17 protein-coding genes, 1 tRNA gene and 1 pseudogene are annotated in these 14,299 nt (G+C 49.2%); 6 read left to right on the plus strand and 13 right to left on the minus strand.

The features are described from left to right. Window positions 1-41: 41 nt before the first annotated feature. From RYZ59_RS17685 to RYZ59_RS17720, 8 genes and pseudogenes are all read right to left on the minus strand, one after another. Window positions 42-719 (minus strand): D-lyxose/D-mannose family sugar isomerase, encoded by a 678-nt coding sequence (locus tag RYZ59_RS17685; protein ID WP_318049915.1) that lies wholly within the window; start codon window positions 717-719, stop codon window positions 42-44. A gap of 49 nt (window positions 720-768) precedes the next feature. Continuing rightward, entirely contained in the window at window positions 769-1,629 is an 861-nt protein-coding gene (locus RYZ59_RS17690) for a ketose-bisphosphate aldolase (RefSeq protein WP_137382123.1), read from the minus strand. An 80-nt stretch (window positions 1,630-1,709) separates the two neighbouring features. Further along, window positions 1,710-2,561 (minus strand): class II fructose-bisphosphate aldolase, encoded by an 852-nt coding sequence (locus RYZ59_RS17695; protein ID WP_318049913.1) that lies wholly within the window; start codon window positions 2,559-2,561, stop codon window positions 1,710-1,712. Between the two features lie 11 nt (window positions 2,562-2,572). Continuing rightward, window positions 2,573-3,664 (minus strand): PTS fructose transporter subunit IIC, encoded by a 1,092-nt coding sequence (locus RYZ59_RS17700; RefSeq protein ID WP_202037389.1) that lies wholly within the window; start codon window positions 3,662-3,664, stop codon window positions 2,573-2,575. A gap of 26 nt (window positions 3,665-3,690) precedes the next feature. Continuing rightward, a complete protein-coding gene (locus RYZ59_RS17705) occupies window positions 3,691-4,011 on the minus strand; it encodes a PTS fructose transporter subunit IIB (protein ID WP_137382126.1) in 321 nt (106 codons plus the stop codon). Between the two features lie 19 nt (window positions 4,012-4,030). Further along, window positions 4,031-4,501, minus strand: coding sequence for a fructose PTS transporter subunit IIA (locus tag RYZ59_RS17710; RefSeq protein WP_318049911.1), 471 nt, complete (start codon window positions 4,499-4,501; stop codon window positions 4,031-4,033). A gap of 26 nt (window positions 4,502-4,527) precedes the next feature. Then, window positions 4,528-6,081, minus strand: coding sequence for a BglG family transcription antiterminator (locus tag RYZ59_RS17715; RefSeq protein WP_318049910.1), 1,554 nt, complete (start codon window positions 6,079-6,081; stop codon window positions 4,528-4,530). A 596-nt stretch (window positions 6,082-6,677) separates the two neighbouring features. After that, window positions 6,678-6,960 (minus strand): annotated as a pseudogene (locus tag RYZ59_RS17720) (MFS transporter); the annotation flags it as partial. 289 nt (window positions 6,961-7,249) lie between these two features. On the opposite strand from RYZ59_RS17720, the gene RYZ59_RS17725 reads away from it, so the two are divergent. Together RYZ59_RS17725 and RYZ59_RS17730 are read left to right on the plus strand one after the other, a co-directional pair. Continuing rightward, a tRNA-Sec gene (locus tag RYZ59_RS17725) sits at window positions 7,250-7,344 on the plus strand. Between the two features lie 161 nt (window positions 7,345-7,505). After that, on the plus strand, window positions 7,506-8,684 hold the full coding sequence (locus tag RYZ59_RS17730; protein WP_318049908.1) for a tyrosine-type recombinase/integrase: 1,179 nt from the start codon (window positions 7,506-7,508) through the stop codon (window positions 8,682-8,684). 44 nt (window positions 8,685-8,728) lie between these two features. Here RYZ59_RS17730 and RYZ59_RS17735 read toward each other — a convergent pair whose 3' ends face one another. The 5 genes from RYZ59_RS17735 to RYZ59_RS17755 form a co-directional block, all read right to left on the minus strand. After that, window positions 8,729-8,902: a hypothetical protein gene (locus RYZ59_RS17735; RefSeq protein ID WP_318049906.1), complete on the minus strand. Its 174-nt coding sequence runs from the start codon at window positions 8,900-8,902 to the stop codon at window positions 8,729-8,731. Window positions 8,903-8,904: 2 nt separating this feature from the next. Continuing rightward, entirely contained in the window at window positions 8,905-10,422 is a 1,518-nt protein-coding gene (locus tag RYZ59_RS17740) for an anti-phage dCTP deaminase (RefSeq protein WP_318049904.1), read from the minus strand. A gap of 401 nt (window positions 10,423-10,823) precedes the next feature. After that, window positions 10,824-11,390, minus strand: a complete 567-nt coding sequence (locus RYZ59_RS17745; protein ID WP_136391339.1) for a phage polarity suppression protein — start codon at window positions 11,388-11,390, stop codon at window positions 10,824-10,826. Window positions 11,391-11,406: 16 nt separating this feature from the next. After that, the gene (locus RYZ59_RS17750) at window positions 11,407-11,652 is read right to left on the minus strand and encodes an ogr/Delta-like zinc finger family protein (protein ID WP_016154081.1); all 246 of its coding nucleotides are present in this window, start codon (window positions 11,650-11,652) and stop codon (window positions 11,407-11,409) included. Then, window positions 11,649-12,386 (minus strand): glycoprotein 3, encoded by a 738-nt coding sequence (locus RYZ59_RS17755; RefSeq protein WP_094322340.1) that lies wholly within the window; start codon window positions 12,384-12,386, stop codon window positions 11,649-11,651. Before RYZ59_RS17755 ends, RYZ59_RS17750 begins: the two co-directional genes overlap by 4 nt. 539 nt (window positions 12,387-12,925) lie before the next feature. Here RYZ59_RS17755 and RYZ59_RS17760 point away from each other — a divergent pair. Genes RYZ59_RS17760 through RYZ59_RS17775 form a run of 4 tightly spaced genes read left to right on the plus strand, consistent with a single transcriptional unit; the run spans window position 12,926 to window position 14,287 of the window. Then, window positions 12,926-13,192 (plus strand): helix-turn-helix transcriptional regulator, encoded by a 267-nt coding sequence (locus RYZ59_RS17760; protein ID WP_167493766.1) that lies wholly within the window; start codon window positions 12,926-12,928, stop codon window positions 13,190-13,192. Further along, complete coding sequence (locus tag RYZ59_RS17765) at window positions 13,189-13,740, plus strand: host cell division inhibitor Icd-like protein (RefSeq protein ID WP_106902604.1); 552 nt, start codon at window positions 13,189-13,191, stop codon at window positions 13,738-13,740. Before RYZ59_RS17760 ends, RYZ59_RS17765 begins: the two co-directional genes overlap by 4 nt. Next, window positions 13,737-13,970, plus strand: coding sequence for a hypothetical protein (locus RYZ59_RS17770; RefSeq protein WP_106902605.1), 234 nt, complete (start codon window positions 13,737-13,739; stop codon window positions 13,968-13,970). The genes RYZ59_RS17765 and RYZ59_RS17770 overlap by 4 nt, the downstream gene beginning before the upstream one ends. Then, window positions 13,967-14,287 (plus strand): DUF5375 domain-containing protein, encoded by a 321-nt coding sequence (locus tag RYZ59_RS17775; RefSeq protein WP_106902606.1) that lies wholly within the window; start codon window positions 13,967-13,969, stop codon window positions 14,285-14,287. The genes RYZ59_RS17770 and RYZ59_RS17775 overlap by 4 nt, the downstream gene beginning before the upstream one ends. Window positions 14,288-14,299 lie beyond the last annotated feature (12 nt).

Genomic DNA, 14,299 nt, shown 5'->3' on the forward strand with positions numbered 1-14,299 from the left:
TTATTGCCCGGTGGCGCTTCGCTTACCGGGCCTACTCACGCTCATAAACGAATATATTCACTGCACAACAGCCATTTCACCGGCTCGTCCTCTTCAATCGCCGGGAAGCGACCGCCAGGTTCCAGAAAGTGGTTGTCATGCTGGTCGTCATTGACCATCGAGATTTCCCAGCCCAATACAAACGCTTTCTCAGCCCAGAAACGATGATACAAACGGGGTGGTAGACAGATGCCTTGCCCTGGTTTCAACACCAGCGTTTCGCCGGGCTTAACGGTTCGCCGCTGACCATCCACACTTACCTCAACAATACGCTGCGCGTCATACTGCGCATCGGGCGTGGCCCATGCCAGCTGCATACATAAATCACCGCCGCCGCGATTGACAATATCTTCCATTTTATGGGTGTGAAAATGCCATGGCGTTTGTTGATCCTGCTGAATTTGCAGCATCTTTTCGGCATACGGTTTGGGGTAGTTTGCCGAACCCAACACGCCATTGCGCAACGTCAGCAGCGTGAGCCCGCTTTGCGCAAAATCACCACGACCAAAATCGGTGACATCCCAGCCCAGCTGGAGATCGCGCACTTCACGCCACAGAGTTTGATCCTGTTGCCGCCAGGCGTCGACGGTAAAATACGCAAAGTCAGGCAGACAGATTCGAAAAGTCTCGGCGATGGCATGCGCTTTATCAACGGCATAATTAATTTGTGAACGCTTCATTCCACTTTTCCTTGTCGCGAAAGAGGCGGGTTTCCCCGCCTGCATGCCGTTAGTAAAGTGATGCTTTGCCAGTAGATCCAAACAGCTTCATTTTATGGCGGATCACATCCCGTGCGGCGCTAATCGCTTCCGGGTAAATCACGTTCGGGTCCCACCAGGTTTCTTTCGCCAGAATTTCACGCACCTTCTGGAAGTAGGCATACTTCATATCGCTGGAAATATTGATTTTTCCCACGCCCAGCGTGACGGATTCGGCAATCTCCGCATCCGGGTTCGCCGAGCCGCCGTGCAGCACCAGCGGAATATCCAGCCGCCCGGCGATATCACGCAGAATGTTCATTTGCAGCTCTGGCTGCATTCCTTTCGGGTAGATCCCGTGGGCGGTACCAATCGCTACCGCCAGAGTGTCGGCTCCGGTACGGGCGATAAAATCCTGCGCCTGAGCAGGATCGGTGTAAGTGACTTTTGATACGCCGCCTTCCACTGACGTTCCGGTCTGGCCGATCGTTCCCAACTCCCCCTCAACCGAGACACCTACCGCATGCGCCAGCTTGACTACTTCGCGGGTCAGGGCCACGTTTTCCTCATAGGGCAGCAGCGAACCGTCGATCATCACCGAGGTAAACCCACACTGAATCGCCCGCAGGACATGTTCCACCGATGCCCCATGGTCCAGATGCAGAGTAAAGGGAACCGGGCTGCGCATCGTGATATCGCGGACATAACTAAAAAACGCATCACCGACGAAATCATGTTCGCTGGGGTGAATGGAGATAATTGCCGGCGTGTTGGTTGCTTCCGCCTCTTCGACCACTGCACGCACAAAGCAGCTATCCGCCACGTTGAAGGCGCCAATAGCAAAACCGTGCTGACGAGTAGGCTGCAGTAATTCTTTCATCGAAACTAACATGTTAATTCTCCAGTTTCAGGGTGTAGAAAGCCCTGCCAGTGCGTCATCGCAGAGGCATAGAAGGCGTTACAGAAAATGAATCAGGCTTTGCCGATAGCGCCGCTGGCCTGCAGGTACGGAATAATGGCTTCTTCGCAGGCCTGTTCCATCAGGGCCAGGGCATCAACAAGTTCACAGGATTTGTCGCGACACAGGGTATGTAGCAATGCGGCTTTTCCAGCTTCAAAAACCGCCGCGCCAACGTTAATTTTGGCGACGCCAAACATCGGACAACGCTGTAGCTGGTCAAACGGCGTACCGCTGCCGCCATGTAGCGCCAGTGGCACCGTCGATGAACGGGCAATCTCTTCAAGGCGCTGGAAATCAATCGCCGGTGTCACACCCGGCGCGTACATACCGTGCGCCGTACCGACCGACACCGCCAGCACGTCGATCCCGGTCTGCTGGATAAACGGCCCAACGTCAGCAGTCTGGGTCATCAAATCAACGTTCGTCGCGTGGTCGTAGCGTGGAGCATCGGCAAGATGGCCCAACTCACCTTCCACACACAGCGAGACGCTGGCAGCCAGATCCACAACCGCACGGGTCTGACGAATGTTTTCTTCCAGCGCAAACGCCGAAGCGTCGATCATCAAGCCACTAAACCCGGCGCGAAAAGCCTGGCGGATGCGTACAGGATCTTTGCCGTGGTCCAGTGCCAGCACGACCGGCACCGAGGCTTCATCCGCCAGCGTTTTGACGACCGCAGCGGCTATCGGGGCCGGAAAATGGTCCAGATGCCCCTGATACAGATTCAGAATAATGGGCGCACGGTGTTTCTCTGCCACCCGTACCGCCGCACGGGCGCTTTCCAGGTTCATACAGTTGATGGCCAGCAGCGCGTACTGCTCGCGCCAGGCTTTGGTCACCATGCTTTTCATATCGGCAAACATACGGCCTCCGGTTATTCCAGGGTGAAGGTGATTTCTTCGTCTTTCAGCTTCTGATCGCTGAGTTCGTCAAACTCCTCGTCACGCTCAGTCACCGGTTTCTTCCACAGTGAGAGCATCACACCGCAAATCACCGTACCGATCCCCAATGCCAGACAAAACAGCAGCGGGTGCGTGAAGAGTGGGACCACGAACATGCCGCCGTGCGGAACCGGACTTTCGACACCCCATACCATAATCAAGCCGCCCGCCACCGCTGATGCCACCACACAGGACCCGACCACGCGCAACAGGTCACGCGCCGCAATCGGTATAACGCCTTCGGTAATCATGCAGATCCCCATCGGGAATGCCGCCTTCAGCGCCTCGCGCTCCGCACGGGTGTACTTGTGGCGCGTCAGCAGGAAGGAGAGCGTAATGCCGAACGGTGGAATCATTGACCCGACAAACTTGACCGCTTCAGGACCATACACGCCGCTAACCAGCATGCCATCCGCAAACAGCGACATGGTTTTATTTACCGGTCCGCCGAAATCGAATGTCGCCATTGCGCCGAGGATCGCCCCCATCAGAAAACGGGACCCACCCTGCATGGACTCCAACAGATGAATCAACGCATCCTGCAGCCAGGCAATCGGCTTGCCGATCAGCGTCATCATCAACAGGCCGCCAATCACGGTACTCAACACCGGTAGCACCATGATGGGCATCAGACCCTGCATTGACTGTGGTAAACGGATATAACGTTTCAACAGCAGAACGGTGTAGCCAACCAGAAACCCGCCAAGCATTCCGCCAATAAAACCGGTATGAATTTCGCCACAGACAAAACCGACAATCAGACCCGGCGCAAATCCGGGGCGATCGGCAATGGAGTAGGCAATCGCCGCGCTAATCAGCGGTACAATCAGCCCCATCCCCCAACCGCCTATCTGGTTGAGCATCCAGGGTATTGTCCCTGTTTTTTCACCCACGTTAGTACCGCCAAGTATTTGCCCCAGGGCAATACAGATCCCAGCGGCAACAATTAACGGGATCATCCACGAAATCCCCGTTAACAAATGCTTTTTAATTTCCTGAGATAGCGGAATTTTATTTTCACTCATGTGAAATCCCTCCAGAATGAGGATCGCTACTGGTTTGTGTTAACTAATGATTTTTCGACCTTTTCAAGAAACTGAATCGGCGATTTTATGACTATCTCCGTTTTCACTCGCACAATGCGCTTATTTGAAAATCGTTCCTCCCCTTTTATTTTGACATCTACGGCAAGAATCACGACATCAGCCGCAGAAATATCTTCTGTCAGCAGTTCGTTTTCTGTGCCAATGGTGCCCTGGGTTTCAACTTTTATATTATGGCCAAGCGCTTTAGCACCTTTAATTAGCTTTTCACGGGCAATATAGGTGTGCGCAATACCCGCCGTACAGGCGGCAACACAAACAATATTCATAACATGCTCCACTTTTTATTTAGCAAACATTGGATTCAGCATATTGGCTAAATAGCTCAATAATTTTTTGTGGACTGCTTTCGACCAGTAATTGTTCAATAATGTCTTCGTCAGCCAGTGCTCCGGCAACCTGCGAGAGCAGACGAATATGCGTGGTGTTCTGATCTTCAAGACGGACGGCAAACAAAATAATGCACCGCACATTGCTGCCATCCAGCGTTTCCCAGGGAATATCCTGCCGGGTACGCCCAATAGCCAGCGTCGTATTGATCACCGCTGATGATTTTCCGTGCGGGATCGCAATATGATTTTCGAAGCCGGTCGAGCCTTCTGACTCACGCTGCCAGACATCCTGAATAAACGTTTCGCGACAGCTAATTGCTCCATCTTTTTGCAGAATATCTGTCAGTTCCTCAATAGCCTCCGTTTTGCTTGTGGCCTTCATGTCCAAAATAACGCGATTTGTATTGAGTATTTTCGTGATGTCCATCAATCATACCTCATGGAGTTCAGACATTAATTTTCAACGACCAGCGACGTCGCCCGATGTAATTTTTCCGTAATAACCGTTTCTGTTACCCGCTTAATATCCGCATCATTGAAGAAGGCAGTGACATACACGACCGGCATGGCAACTGCGGGTAAATTAATCGTCGATACCACCAGTTCAATATCGTCCGTCAGTACAGAGGGCAAACTACCTGCCGACACCACGCCAACAATGGTCCAGTCCGGAAAGGCACGCAGAATGCGGCTCTTGAGTAAATGGGAGGTGCCAATACCGGTCGAGCAGACCAACAGCACACGCTTACGCGCCATCTGGCGCTCCATTGCCGCCTGAAAGTGGACGGTAAGATATCCCACCTCATCTTCCGATACCGCCCGCTCGCCCCAACCGCTAAACACCCGATTCACCGCGCATTGGGTCAACCGCCACACGTCCTGCAGCTCGCCTTTGATATCCTCCAGCAGCGGATTGCGAATGCGGATCTGGTAGTTAAGCCGGTTAATCAGCGGCTTAATATGAATCAGTAATCCGTCATATAGCGCACTATCCTGACTGAGATCGCTGTCGACCATCTCGGCGAAGGTGGCAATCAGTCGATGGGTAATCAACCGCGCTTCATCGCTGGAGTGCATATGGCCAATGACGCTTACATCGTTATGCTCTTCAATCACAACGCCAGACGAGATAATATATTGATAAATAAACCAGACTTCGTCTTCCGGCAGTGAATGGGCTATACGTTTTTCGATACGTTGAATCATGCGGCTGGCAATCGAGAAAATGCTCTCATCACATGAAGTGATATTTTCATCTTTTCTCGGTAAGGCATTTCCACGCGTGATGCGATACATCATGATCAGAATATGGGTAAAAATATTGACGTAATACGGTTCGCCTAACGACCAGCACAGATCATTCTCCATTTCCTGCAACAGCGTCTGGACAAATAAAACATCTTCCTCACCAAAATAATGGACTAGCGCTTTATAGCTCCCCGGGTCAAGACGTGAATAAACCACACTACCGGGTTCATTATGGTTAATCACACCGTTGATCAGTGACGCCATCGCCTGGCGCACGCCGCTCTCGCTACCTTCGATGTGCGTACCGCTCTGACTGCGAATCAACGACAGGCCCAGTGGGGTAATCCAGGATTCAATTACTTTTAGATCGTTAACAATCGATGTGCTACTAATGAAATAACGTTCGGATAATTTACTGATCGAGGTTTCATGTGGCGTTTCGCTTAATAGTTGTGACGCTATCTTGACGCGCCGTGAGTTATTCATCATGCCGTCAGCATCATCACCCTCCGTCCCTAATAACTGATCTAAATATAAAAGATCGGTAATATTATCGGCACTTAATATCACACCTGCGCCAGCACGCTTATCAATAGCTATTTTCCATTCCGACAACCACTGTTCCAGTAAACGCAGGTCGCGTTGTACGGTCTTTTCCGAAACAGATAAATGCTCAGCAATTTTCAGCAGTGTGACATATTCCTTCCTGGACAGAAGGAATTTTAATAATCTGTTTTGTCGCGAGGTAATCATTTGCATTATTTACCCTTATTACATACCAGATTAAATATCTATACCCGTCATACTTCAGGCTGCATGTGCGTTGGCTTTTGAGTTACTCGTCTCATCCATGAGACTCGCCCTTAAGGGCCGTCGCTCCGCGACGTTCAAATCTGTTCCCGACAGATATGTCGCTCACCCCAGTCACGTACTTATGTACGTTCAGGGGATTTGCTGCGTCACCGCCTTCCTGCAACTCGAATTATTTAGGTTATAAAGAAGCGTTTATGCTCCACGTGTAATCCGTGATGATAAATATAAAAGGACTACGGTGATGCAACAATACTAAATCGTGTCCTGTATTCCGGACAGAAATAAGACAAAAAAGGGAAATCGTGAGATATTTACAGCGCAGATCACATTTTCTTCAGGTATTAGAGTGACAGCGCTCGCAAATATGGATAGGTAAAAATTTAAGTCAGAATATTTTTTCTTTTCAGATCTGGAACGCTGTACGCATCGTGGGCCGGATATGACGCAATGCGTCGTCATCCGGCACCGCGTTCACATGTACTTATAGGGGTATCGTCAGCCTATCTTCCTCACCTGGCATAACCACCGTTCCCCACGCCCTGCACACAGACCAGGCCAAACGGCAGCGCGCCAAACAGCACCCACGGGCGGAATTTCCCCCAGCGTGAACGAGTGCGGTCGGCAAGCAGTCCCATACAAGGGTCTGAGATAGCATCCAGCGCGCGAGCCAGTAAGAACATCGTGCCGACAAAACCGGCCGGGATACCAAAAATATCGGTATAGAAGAACATCATATATAACATAACGTTATAAAGATGATGTGGCTGGCGGCATCACCCATACCGTAGCCAATCTTCTCTTTAACGGCAAAATATCACTTTTCATTACGCATCCTTGTTAGCACTTTCACACGCACTGCTACCGGTTACAGTTCTTGTAAACCATCCCTGTGAGCGCGGGTATTGCGATATCTCGTTATCAAATTACGATTCTTTTTTCTGCGATCGGGGTAGCGTCGAAAAATGCGTCGAAGTGTAAGCGATGGATTTTGTAGGGATTTATTCGAAACTGGTCATGGTAAGGAGAAAGGGAAGTTAAAAAAGTGAGTGAGGGGGTGTGGAAACCGTAGGAAGTAGCTATAATGCGCCCCGCCTCCATGTAGCAATCGAGGCGCGGAAGATCGTCATCTCCGGTGAGGTGGCTGGACTTCAAATCCAGTTGGGGCCGCCAGCGGTCCCGGGCAGGTTCGACTCCTGTGATCTTCCGCCAAAATTCCTCCGCCACCATCCGAGAAAGTCTAAAAATCCTTTATTTTCAAAGCATATAGTAAATCACTCATCCGTAACCGTCCGACAAGTTCTCCCTGAATCCATGAAAAATATGTATAGTGATGTGTATAGATTTTTTATACACATTTTTGACTTATACACATGCCACTAACAGACATACAAATTAAACGAGCAAAGCCCCAAGACAAGCCATACACATTGAACGACGGACAAGGCCTGTCATTGCTTATCAATCCCGATGGCTCGAAGGGCTGGCGTTTCCGTTTCCGCTTTGCCGGAAAAGCGCGGTTAATGTCATTTGGTAGCTACGACCTTGTGAGCCTAGCTGAAGCACGTGAGAAGCGTGAGACCGCTCGTAAGCAAGTTGCCAATAGCATTGACCCGGTTGAGGAACGCAAAGCCCAAAAGCTGGCACAGCAGCTCTCAACAGAAAACTCATTCGAAGCTATATGTCGGGAGTGGCACTCAAATAAAGCCGATCGCTGGACAGTGGCCTACCGCGAAGAAATCATTAAAACATTTGAGCAAGATGTTTTCCTGTTCATCGGTAAACGCCCGATAAATGAGATCAAACCTCTGGAACTGCTTGAGGTACTACGAAGAATAGAGAAGCGTGGAGCACTGGAGAAGACTAGAAAAGTGCGCCAAAGATGTGGCGAGGTCTATCGCTATGCAATCATAACTGGCCGTGCTGAGTACAACCCTGCGCCTGATTTAGCCATTGCTCTGGCCGTTCCGAAGCAAAAACACCATCCTTTCTTATCCGCAGAAGAGTTGCCTCATTTTATTCGAGATCTGGAAGCGTATACCGGCAGCATCATAACTAAGAATGCGACAAAAATCGTCATGTTAACCGGTGTACGAACCCAAGAGATGCGTTTTGCTACATGGGATGAGGTTGACCTTGAGAAAGGTATATGGGAAATACCAGCAGAACGGATGAAAATGCGTAGGCCTCACATTGTTCCTTTATCTACTCAGGTAGTCGATCTATTTAAGCAGCTCAAACCTATTACCGGCCATTACCCTTATATCTTTATTGGCAGGAACAACCGCAGCAAACCGATCTCGAAAGAAAGTGTTTCCCAAGTGATTGAGTTACTTGGTTACAAAGGACGCGCTACAGGTCACGGTTTTCGCCATACCATGTCAACAATATTGCATGAACAGGGATTTGATAGTGCGTGGATTGAAATGCAGTTGGCGCATGTGGATAAGAACAGTATTCGTGGAACTTATAATCATGCGCTGTATCTTGAAAAGCGTAGAGGAATGATGAACTGGTATAGTAATTATATTTACAATTGCCTAAAAATTTAGTGAGCATTAACTTTAAATAATAAAGCCCCGTGATGGGGCTTTATTTATTTCTTGCTAGCCTTTAACTTTCCCGAAACAAATCCTGAAGTAGCTAGAGTCCTGAAGGATTTTGACGATACTTCATCACCACCTAGTAAATTACGTTTCCATTCAGGCCAATCATTAACATTCTTCTTAGTTTCAACTATATGTTTAATAAACTTATTTTCGTTATTCATAATCAAACCCCTATAATATTTGCAAATAAGTTAACAGAAATCTGTTCTCTTTCCAAGTAGGAAATTGGCAGGAGCGTATTTCTTAAATTTGCGGTTGCTTCATCCCACTCTAACACATCACCATTGCGATCTTTTCTTTTTATTTTATTCCCGTTCCCATTAACAAGTGAAAATAAATTGAAGTAGACCCTAGGTCCAATACCAATGAATGGTTCAAATAATACCTTGCCAGAGTCATTGTAGTCGCTGCTTATAGATTCAGAATGGAATTCATAAGCTTTACTTTTAGGATAAGGTTCAATGTAGACAACCCTTTTTATGCCAGAAGCAATTATATGTTTTGCGCAATTATGACAGGGGAAAGTTGTGCAGTAAATATTTGCATCCTGTGTACTTGTTTGAGTTCTTGCACAAGCCAAAATAGCTTCCATTTCCGCATGGACAACTCGCCCATACTCAGTAATATCTTGAATTAAACTGTCTTGCAGAACCTTCTTAACTTTTCCTTGAGAATTTTTAGGCAATTTACCAAGTATGTCTTCTATTATTTGATTCTTTTGTTTAGCATTGGAATCATGTCCTCGTACATAATCTCTTCCATTTGGAAAATCTTCGTATGAACCTTTTGCCTCATTAAATTCTGGCCAATATAATCCACCTCCAAACTTCGGAACATCATTCGCTCCTGTAGACATAATTGCATAATTCTTTGCTAATACAGCACCAACTTGTCTTGACAAGTCAGCTGACCTCAAAGCTGATGAAAAAGCCATATACATAGCAAACTCATCGAAAGTAGGTGTTATAAAGGGATTTCCGAAAAGAAGATCGAAAGTCCTTTTGATATCATTATTTAATTTGTCATCGCGACCATCTTGACTTAAAAAGAAATCAGCTAAATGAAAACTATCTCGTGTATGCTGTCCATGTCCTGCACCTTCATCCTCATCTCGTTGAATTAGCTTTCTTGCTTCCTCTTCGGGAATCCCTTTATTTTTATTCAAATTATCAAATCTGCGTTGCTCATCTGAAAATACACCGAAAAGTAAGAATCCAGCTCCATATATCTCCCTTAGTTTATGTACCTCTTCGGGATGTTTTATCGAATTTATTATATATGCCACTCCTTTTATATTTGACGATGAGTGTTGCATACCCTCCCTGATTTCATTTATTTTTGCTATAGCCCCAAGCGCTAATATATGATTACAATCACTATCCCTTCTTAAACTATTCCCTTTAGTCATCAGGTCATCTATCCTTTGATAATCTGATGTATAATCACGATCCTCAGTTAATGGTATTATGACATCTTTCGAAATCCTTACTTCTGCACATCTAAACTTATATAATGCAAGTCTCTCTTTTATTTTTATTGTAATGGACTCAAGATTTGTTCCTACCGAACTAACAAGACCAATAACCAATTCATCTAGCGGTCTTGTGGTCCTCTTTTCACTACCCCCTTCCAAGATAGTTGCGGAATCCTTTGGCAACTCTGATATCTTATTAATTTTCAATTTTTAATCCTCACTCCTAAACTCAGGCCACAGAATTATTCTATAATAATTATTTCCTGATAAATCTACAATCTAATCATATTTTTGTTATGTATAGCCCATTTTTATCAAAACTAACAATAACCTTTACTTTGAAGCAATTCTTTCAGTTTTTAACTTTTCAAGCACAGCTCTTTGCAAGAGACAATCGTTTCAACACTCAGCGCGCAATGCTCTCCCCGCCACGCCTGCCCGCTTCTTGGGGCGCTTTTAATGCAGGTGCATGAAGTGGCTCAGGCCGCGCCGCGACTGGCGCTGGTCGGGAGTACAGGAGCGGGAAAACGCATGCAAAACCATGCACCCTTTGGATGCATGGCTTAATTCGGGAAAAATGGCGGGAATTACGAGGATTTTTTGACAGGTTACGGCGCGGCCAGTTCGGCGCGTCGACGGGTGTAAATCATGCTCTGTGCAGGGGTGAATTTTTCACGATTATCATCCCGCGAAGGCGCGTCAGGCCTGTATCCGATGGCCATTAAAATATCGCTATCCTGTGCCGAATAATTAATTTCATTTCCTGCGGCCAGCCAGACGGAAAGAGCTTCTCGCAGGTATGCTACTGAACGGTCAAGCGCACGGTTTTTTATCATCGTGGGCTGGTTCTTAATTCCCATCAGCTCGGGTGCCAGTGCGGCGGCCAGCTCCGCGCCGTTCTGCTGCATAAAATCGTACAGCCGGTTACGGATGCTGATGCGCTGCACCTCCTCATGCGAGGAAATGTAGCGACCGGCGGCCTGATTAATCTCCCATTTTTTTACGTCAATAATATCTCGCAGCGTCTGTAATCTGCGGGAACCTGATGCGTTGTCATCCAGCAATAATTCCTGATATTCCTGTTCTGCGGCGGTCAGTTCGGCTTTACAGTTCAGCCACGCCGTTTTGTTCGTCTGACAGGCATCGAACGCCTGCTGTAAGGTCAGGGTGGTCACGGGTTGTCTCTCCTGATTAATGGTGGAACGGTGAGCTGTAGCAGCTTTTTACCCGGCGGGGTGTAACGGGTACTGTCGGCACCGGTGCGGGTTTCTCATCGACGACCGGGGAACGGATCACCTCAAAGATGGACTCATGCGTTTTGAATGTCGCCGAGCAGTGCACATTCTGGCACTGGAGGTAACTCTCTTTGACGCTGTCAGACATATAGCGGCTGGTGCGAACGTGGGCCGCTGTGCGACAGAAAGGGCAGCGCATCATGACAGTAACCCTCGTGCTTTCAGATCGGCTTCACGTTCCTGCATTTTTTCCTGCCAGACTTTTCGCTGACCGGGCGTGGCCGCAACGTCATGCTCCATATGTGGCAGCGTGGAGGCCGCCAGCCCTGTTTTAAAAAGCACTGGTTCATCAGTCAGACGGATATTGCAGTCATTCACCGCCTGCTCAAGCCATGATTTCACCTTATGCATAACGGCATGCTCTGGTTCGACATAGCCCTGATGCCCGATGGTGTTGGCAAGCGGATTTTCTTTAACCAATATGCTGAGTTTCATTGCTCTAACGAGTGCGCCGCAGGTTTCACGTAGGGCGGCATCGAGTTCATGCTCTGCATACTGGCTGAGTACGCCGTGATGCGCCTGACGGTATGTTCTGGCCGTGCGGTCACAGGCTCCCCGAAGGCTGTCCAGCTCGAAAGACAGCACCTCAGCCATGTTGTCACATTCCAGTGCCAGCTCCCGCCGTGCCACGCGCGCAATATGGCGTTGTTTCAGCTCGTCGGTAATGACAGCACCACCGGCACGAAAGGCGGTGCGCCATGCACCGGAATCATTGCCGTTTTCCTGCTCCAGTTCAGTTTTTTGCGTTTTCACCTGGCTGATGGCCGTCGTGGTTTCGTCCATGCGTCGGGCATTGGTCAGATGTGCTTCTCTGGCCGTCTCAAGACTTTCTATTGCGGGTTTAAGGTAGTCGGGAATAACAGCGGTCTGAGTCATGTCGGGTCTCCTCTTCGTTTCAATCTGAGGAGATTCTGCCGCGCCGGACACAACAACACGATTCATTGCCGTTGTGGCAAAAATGGCACAAACAGACCTTAAAACCCGGCTGGCCAGAGAAAGGTCTCATGAAAACCTTACTCACCTTTTGTTTTTTTACTTATAACTATTCACTACTGTTCACTGAAAAGAAAAAGATAAGTAATACAGAAAGATAAAGGGTGAACAGTTGAGAGTATAACTGTTCACCGACTGTTCACTACTGTTCACCTTTTGCTTTTTACCTAGGTTGCCGGATTTAGTCTTTTTTCCGATTAATTATGAGGAAATATATAAGTGAAAGTGCTTAAAATTACTGCAATGTAATGCATTGATTTGCATCTGTTTGCCACCGTTTGCCATTGTTTTACTCTGAGAAAAGTCAATGTTTATTTCCGCGAAAATCAAACATGACCTGCGGAAAAATATAAACATAATAGGGAGCTACCCGAAGCCGGAGGGACACGCCCGGCACTGTATGGACTTTATGAGGTAGCCCGATGCACACCGCTTTTTCTTCCCCGTCTCCCGCTCCTGCCGCCCCGGTGATGCCGGTCTCTGATGCCGCTCAGGAACGCTTTATCCGCCTGCCCGAAGTGATGCATCTGTGCGGCCTGTCCCGGTCGACCATCTACGACCTCATCAGCCGGGAGGCATTCCCGAAACAAATCTCTCTCGGCGGTAAAAACGTGGCGTGGGCGCACTCAGAAATCACGGCATGGATGACTGACCGCATTGCCGAACGCAACCGGGGTTATGACGCATGATGATGACCGTTCAGCAAACAGCCCCTTTTTCTGGCTTGCTTCTTTTCGCCATTTCCAGGTATAGTTTTCCCGCTGTCGCAAAATCGACAGCCGGGCGTAGGAACCCGAGTTACTTATTGGCGACACCAGACGCGCCATGCGTCTTTTTTTACGTCGTTGCTCAGGAACACCCATTTTCCGGGCTGTGGTGCTTACACCGTGGCCCCTGTCAGATAATGGTGGTCCGGGCGGGGCAGCCTTCGGGCTGGCCGGTTTCCAATAAGGCCGGTATTCCTACCCCCGTTCGGGTCACCACCCATGAGCGTAGGAACTCCGGTGGTGGCAATTACCGCTACTTATTGGAGGTTGCCCTTATGGCTACGACCCTCACCCCGTCACACCCGCAGTTCGTCTTTGTCTTTGCGGCCGTTCGTCGCGCTGACCGTAAACCCCGCGTCCGTATGCTGCGCACCGTTGCCGGTGACGAGCGCTCTGCCCGCCGTGCCCTTGTTCGTGATTATGTCCTGTCGTTTGCCGCTCGCCTGCCGGTGGCGGAGGTGCGCGCATGAAAGAGCTGACCCTGACCATCACCCACGCTGACCTTGTGAGCCTTGAACACCTGCGTAACGTCGGCCAGCTTGTCGGCGACCTGATGCAGGTGCAGGACTGCACGACCGTGCGCCGTGACCCGGCGCAGCAGTTACAGCTCACCTCCGTGATTTACCTTATGACCGCCCAGCTCGACGGCGTGGTCGAACGCTGCAATCAGCACTGGCTGACCGGGGAGGGCAACGTATGAAAAAGCCATTACCGCCCGTATTACGCGCCGCGCTCTATCGCCGCGCCGTGGCCTGTGCATGGCTGACCCTGTGCGAACGCCAGCACCGCTACCCGCACCTCACCCTCGACGCGCTGGAAAGCACCATTGCCGCCGAGCTTGAGGGATTCTACCTGCGCCAGCACGGCGAGGAAAAAGGCCGTCAGATTGCCTGTGCACTGCTGGAAGATTTAATGGAAGCCGGACCACTGAAAACCGCGCCGTCACTGTCCTTTCTCGGGCTCGCCGTGATGGATGAACTTTGCGCCCGTCACATCACATCGCCTGTACTGCACTGAGGGAGAAAATAA

The sequence above is a fragment of the Citrobacter sp. HN-141 genome (assembly GCF_033341895.1).
Classification (GTDB): Bacteria; Pseudomonadota; Gammaproteobacteria; order Enterobacterales; family Enterobacteriaceae; genus Citrobacter.

Bases quoted from the DNA above. Each gene is read 5' to 3' on its own strand.
- RYZ59_RS17755 (WP_094322340.1), bottom strand. From the start codon at position 12,386: ATGACTCAGACCGCTGTTATTCCCGACTACCTTAAACCCGCAATAGAA.
- RYZ59_RS17690 (WP_137382123.1), bottom strand. From the start codon at position 1,629: ATGTTAGTTTCGATGAAAGAATTACTGCAGCCTACTCGTCAGCACGGT.
- RYZ59_RS17730 (WP_318049908.1), top strand. From the start codon at position 7,506: ATGCCACTAACAGACATACAAATTAAACGAGCAAAGCCCCAAGACAAG.
- RYZ59_RS17760 (WP_167493766.1), top strand. From the start codon at position 12,926: ATGCACACCGCTTTTTCTTCCCCGTCTCCCGCTCCTGCCGCCCCGGTG.
- RYZ59_RS17750 (WP_016154081.1), bottom strand. From the start codon at position 11,652: ATGATGCGCTGCCCTTTCTGTCGCACAGCGGCCCACGTTCGCACCAGC.
- RYZ59_RS17700 (WP_202037389.1), bottom strand. From the start codon at position 3,664: ATGAGTGAAAATAAAATTCCGCTATCTCAGGAAATTAAAAAGCATTTG.
- RYZ59_RS17775 (WP_106902606.1), top strand. From the start codon at position 13,967: ATGAAAAAGCCATTACCGCCCGTATTACGCGCCGCGCTCTATCGCCGC.
- RYZ59_RS17735 (WP_318049906.1), bottom strand. From the start codon at position 8,902: ATGAATAACGAAAATAAGTTTATTAAACATATAGTTGAAACTAAGAAG.
- RYZ59_RS17705 (WP_137382126.1), bottom strand. From the start codon at position 4,011: ATGAATATTGTTTGTGTTGCCGCCTGTACGGCGGGTATTGCGCACACC.
- RYZ59_RS17685 (WP_318049915.1), bottom strand. From the start codon at position 719: ATGAAGCGTTCACAAATTAATTATGCCGTTGATAAAGCGCATGCCATC.
- RYZ59_RS17765 (WP_106902604.1), top strand. From the start codon at position 13,189: ATGATGATGACCGTTCAGCAAACAGCCCCTTTTTCTGGCTTGCTTCTT.
- RYZ59_RS17710 (WP_318049911.1), bottom strand. From the start codon at position 4,501: ATGGACATCACGAAAATACTCAATACAAATCGCGTTATTTTGGACATG.
- RYZ59_RS17715 (WP_318049910.1), bottom strand. From the start codon at position 6,081: ATGCAAATGATTACCTCGCGACAAAACAGATTATTAAAATTCCTTCTG.
- RYZ59_RS17695 (WP_318049913.1), bottom strand. From the start codon at position 2,561: ATGTTTGCCGATATGAAAAGCATGGTGACCAAAGCCTGGCGCGAGCAG.
- RYZ59_RS17770 (WP_106902605.1), top strand. From the start codon at position 13,737: ATGAAAGAGCTGACCCTGACCATCACCCACGCTGACCTTGTGAGCCTT.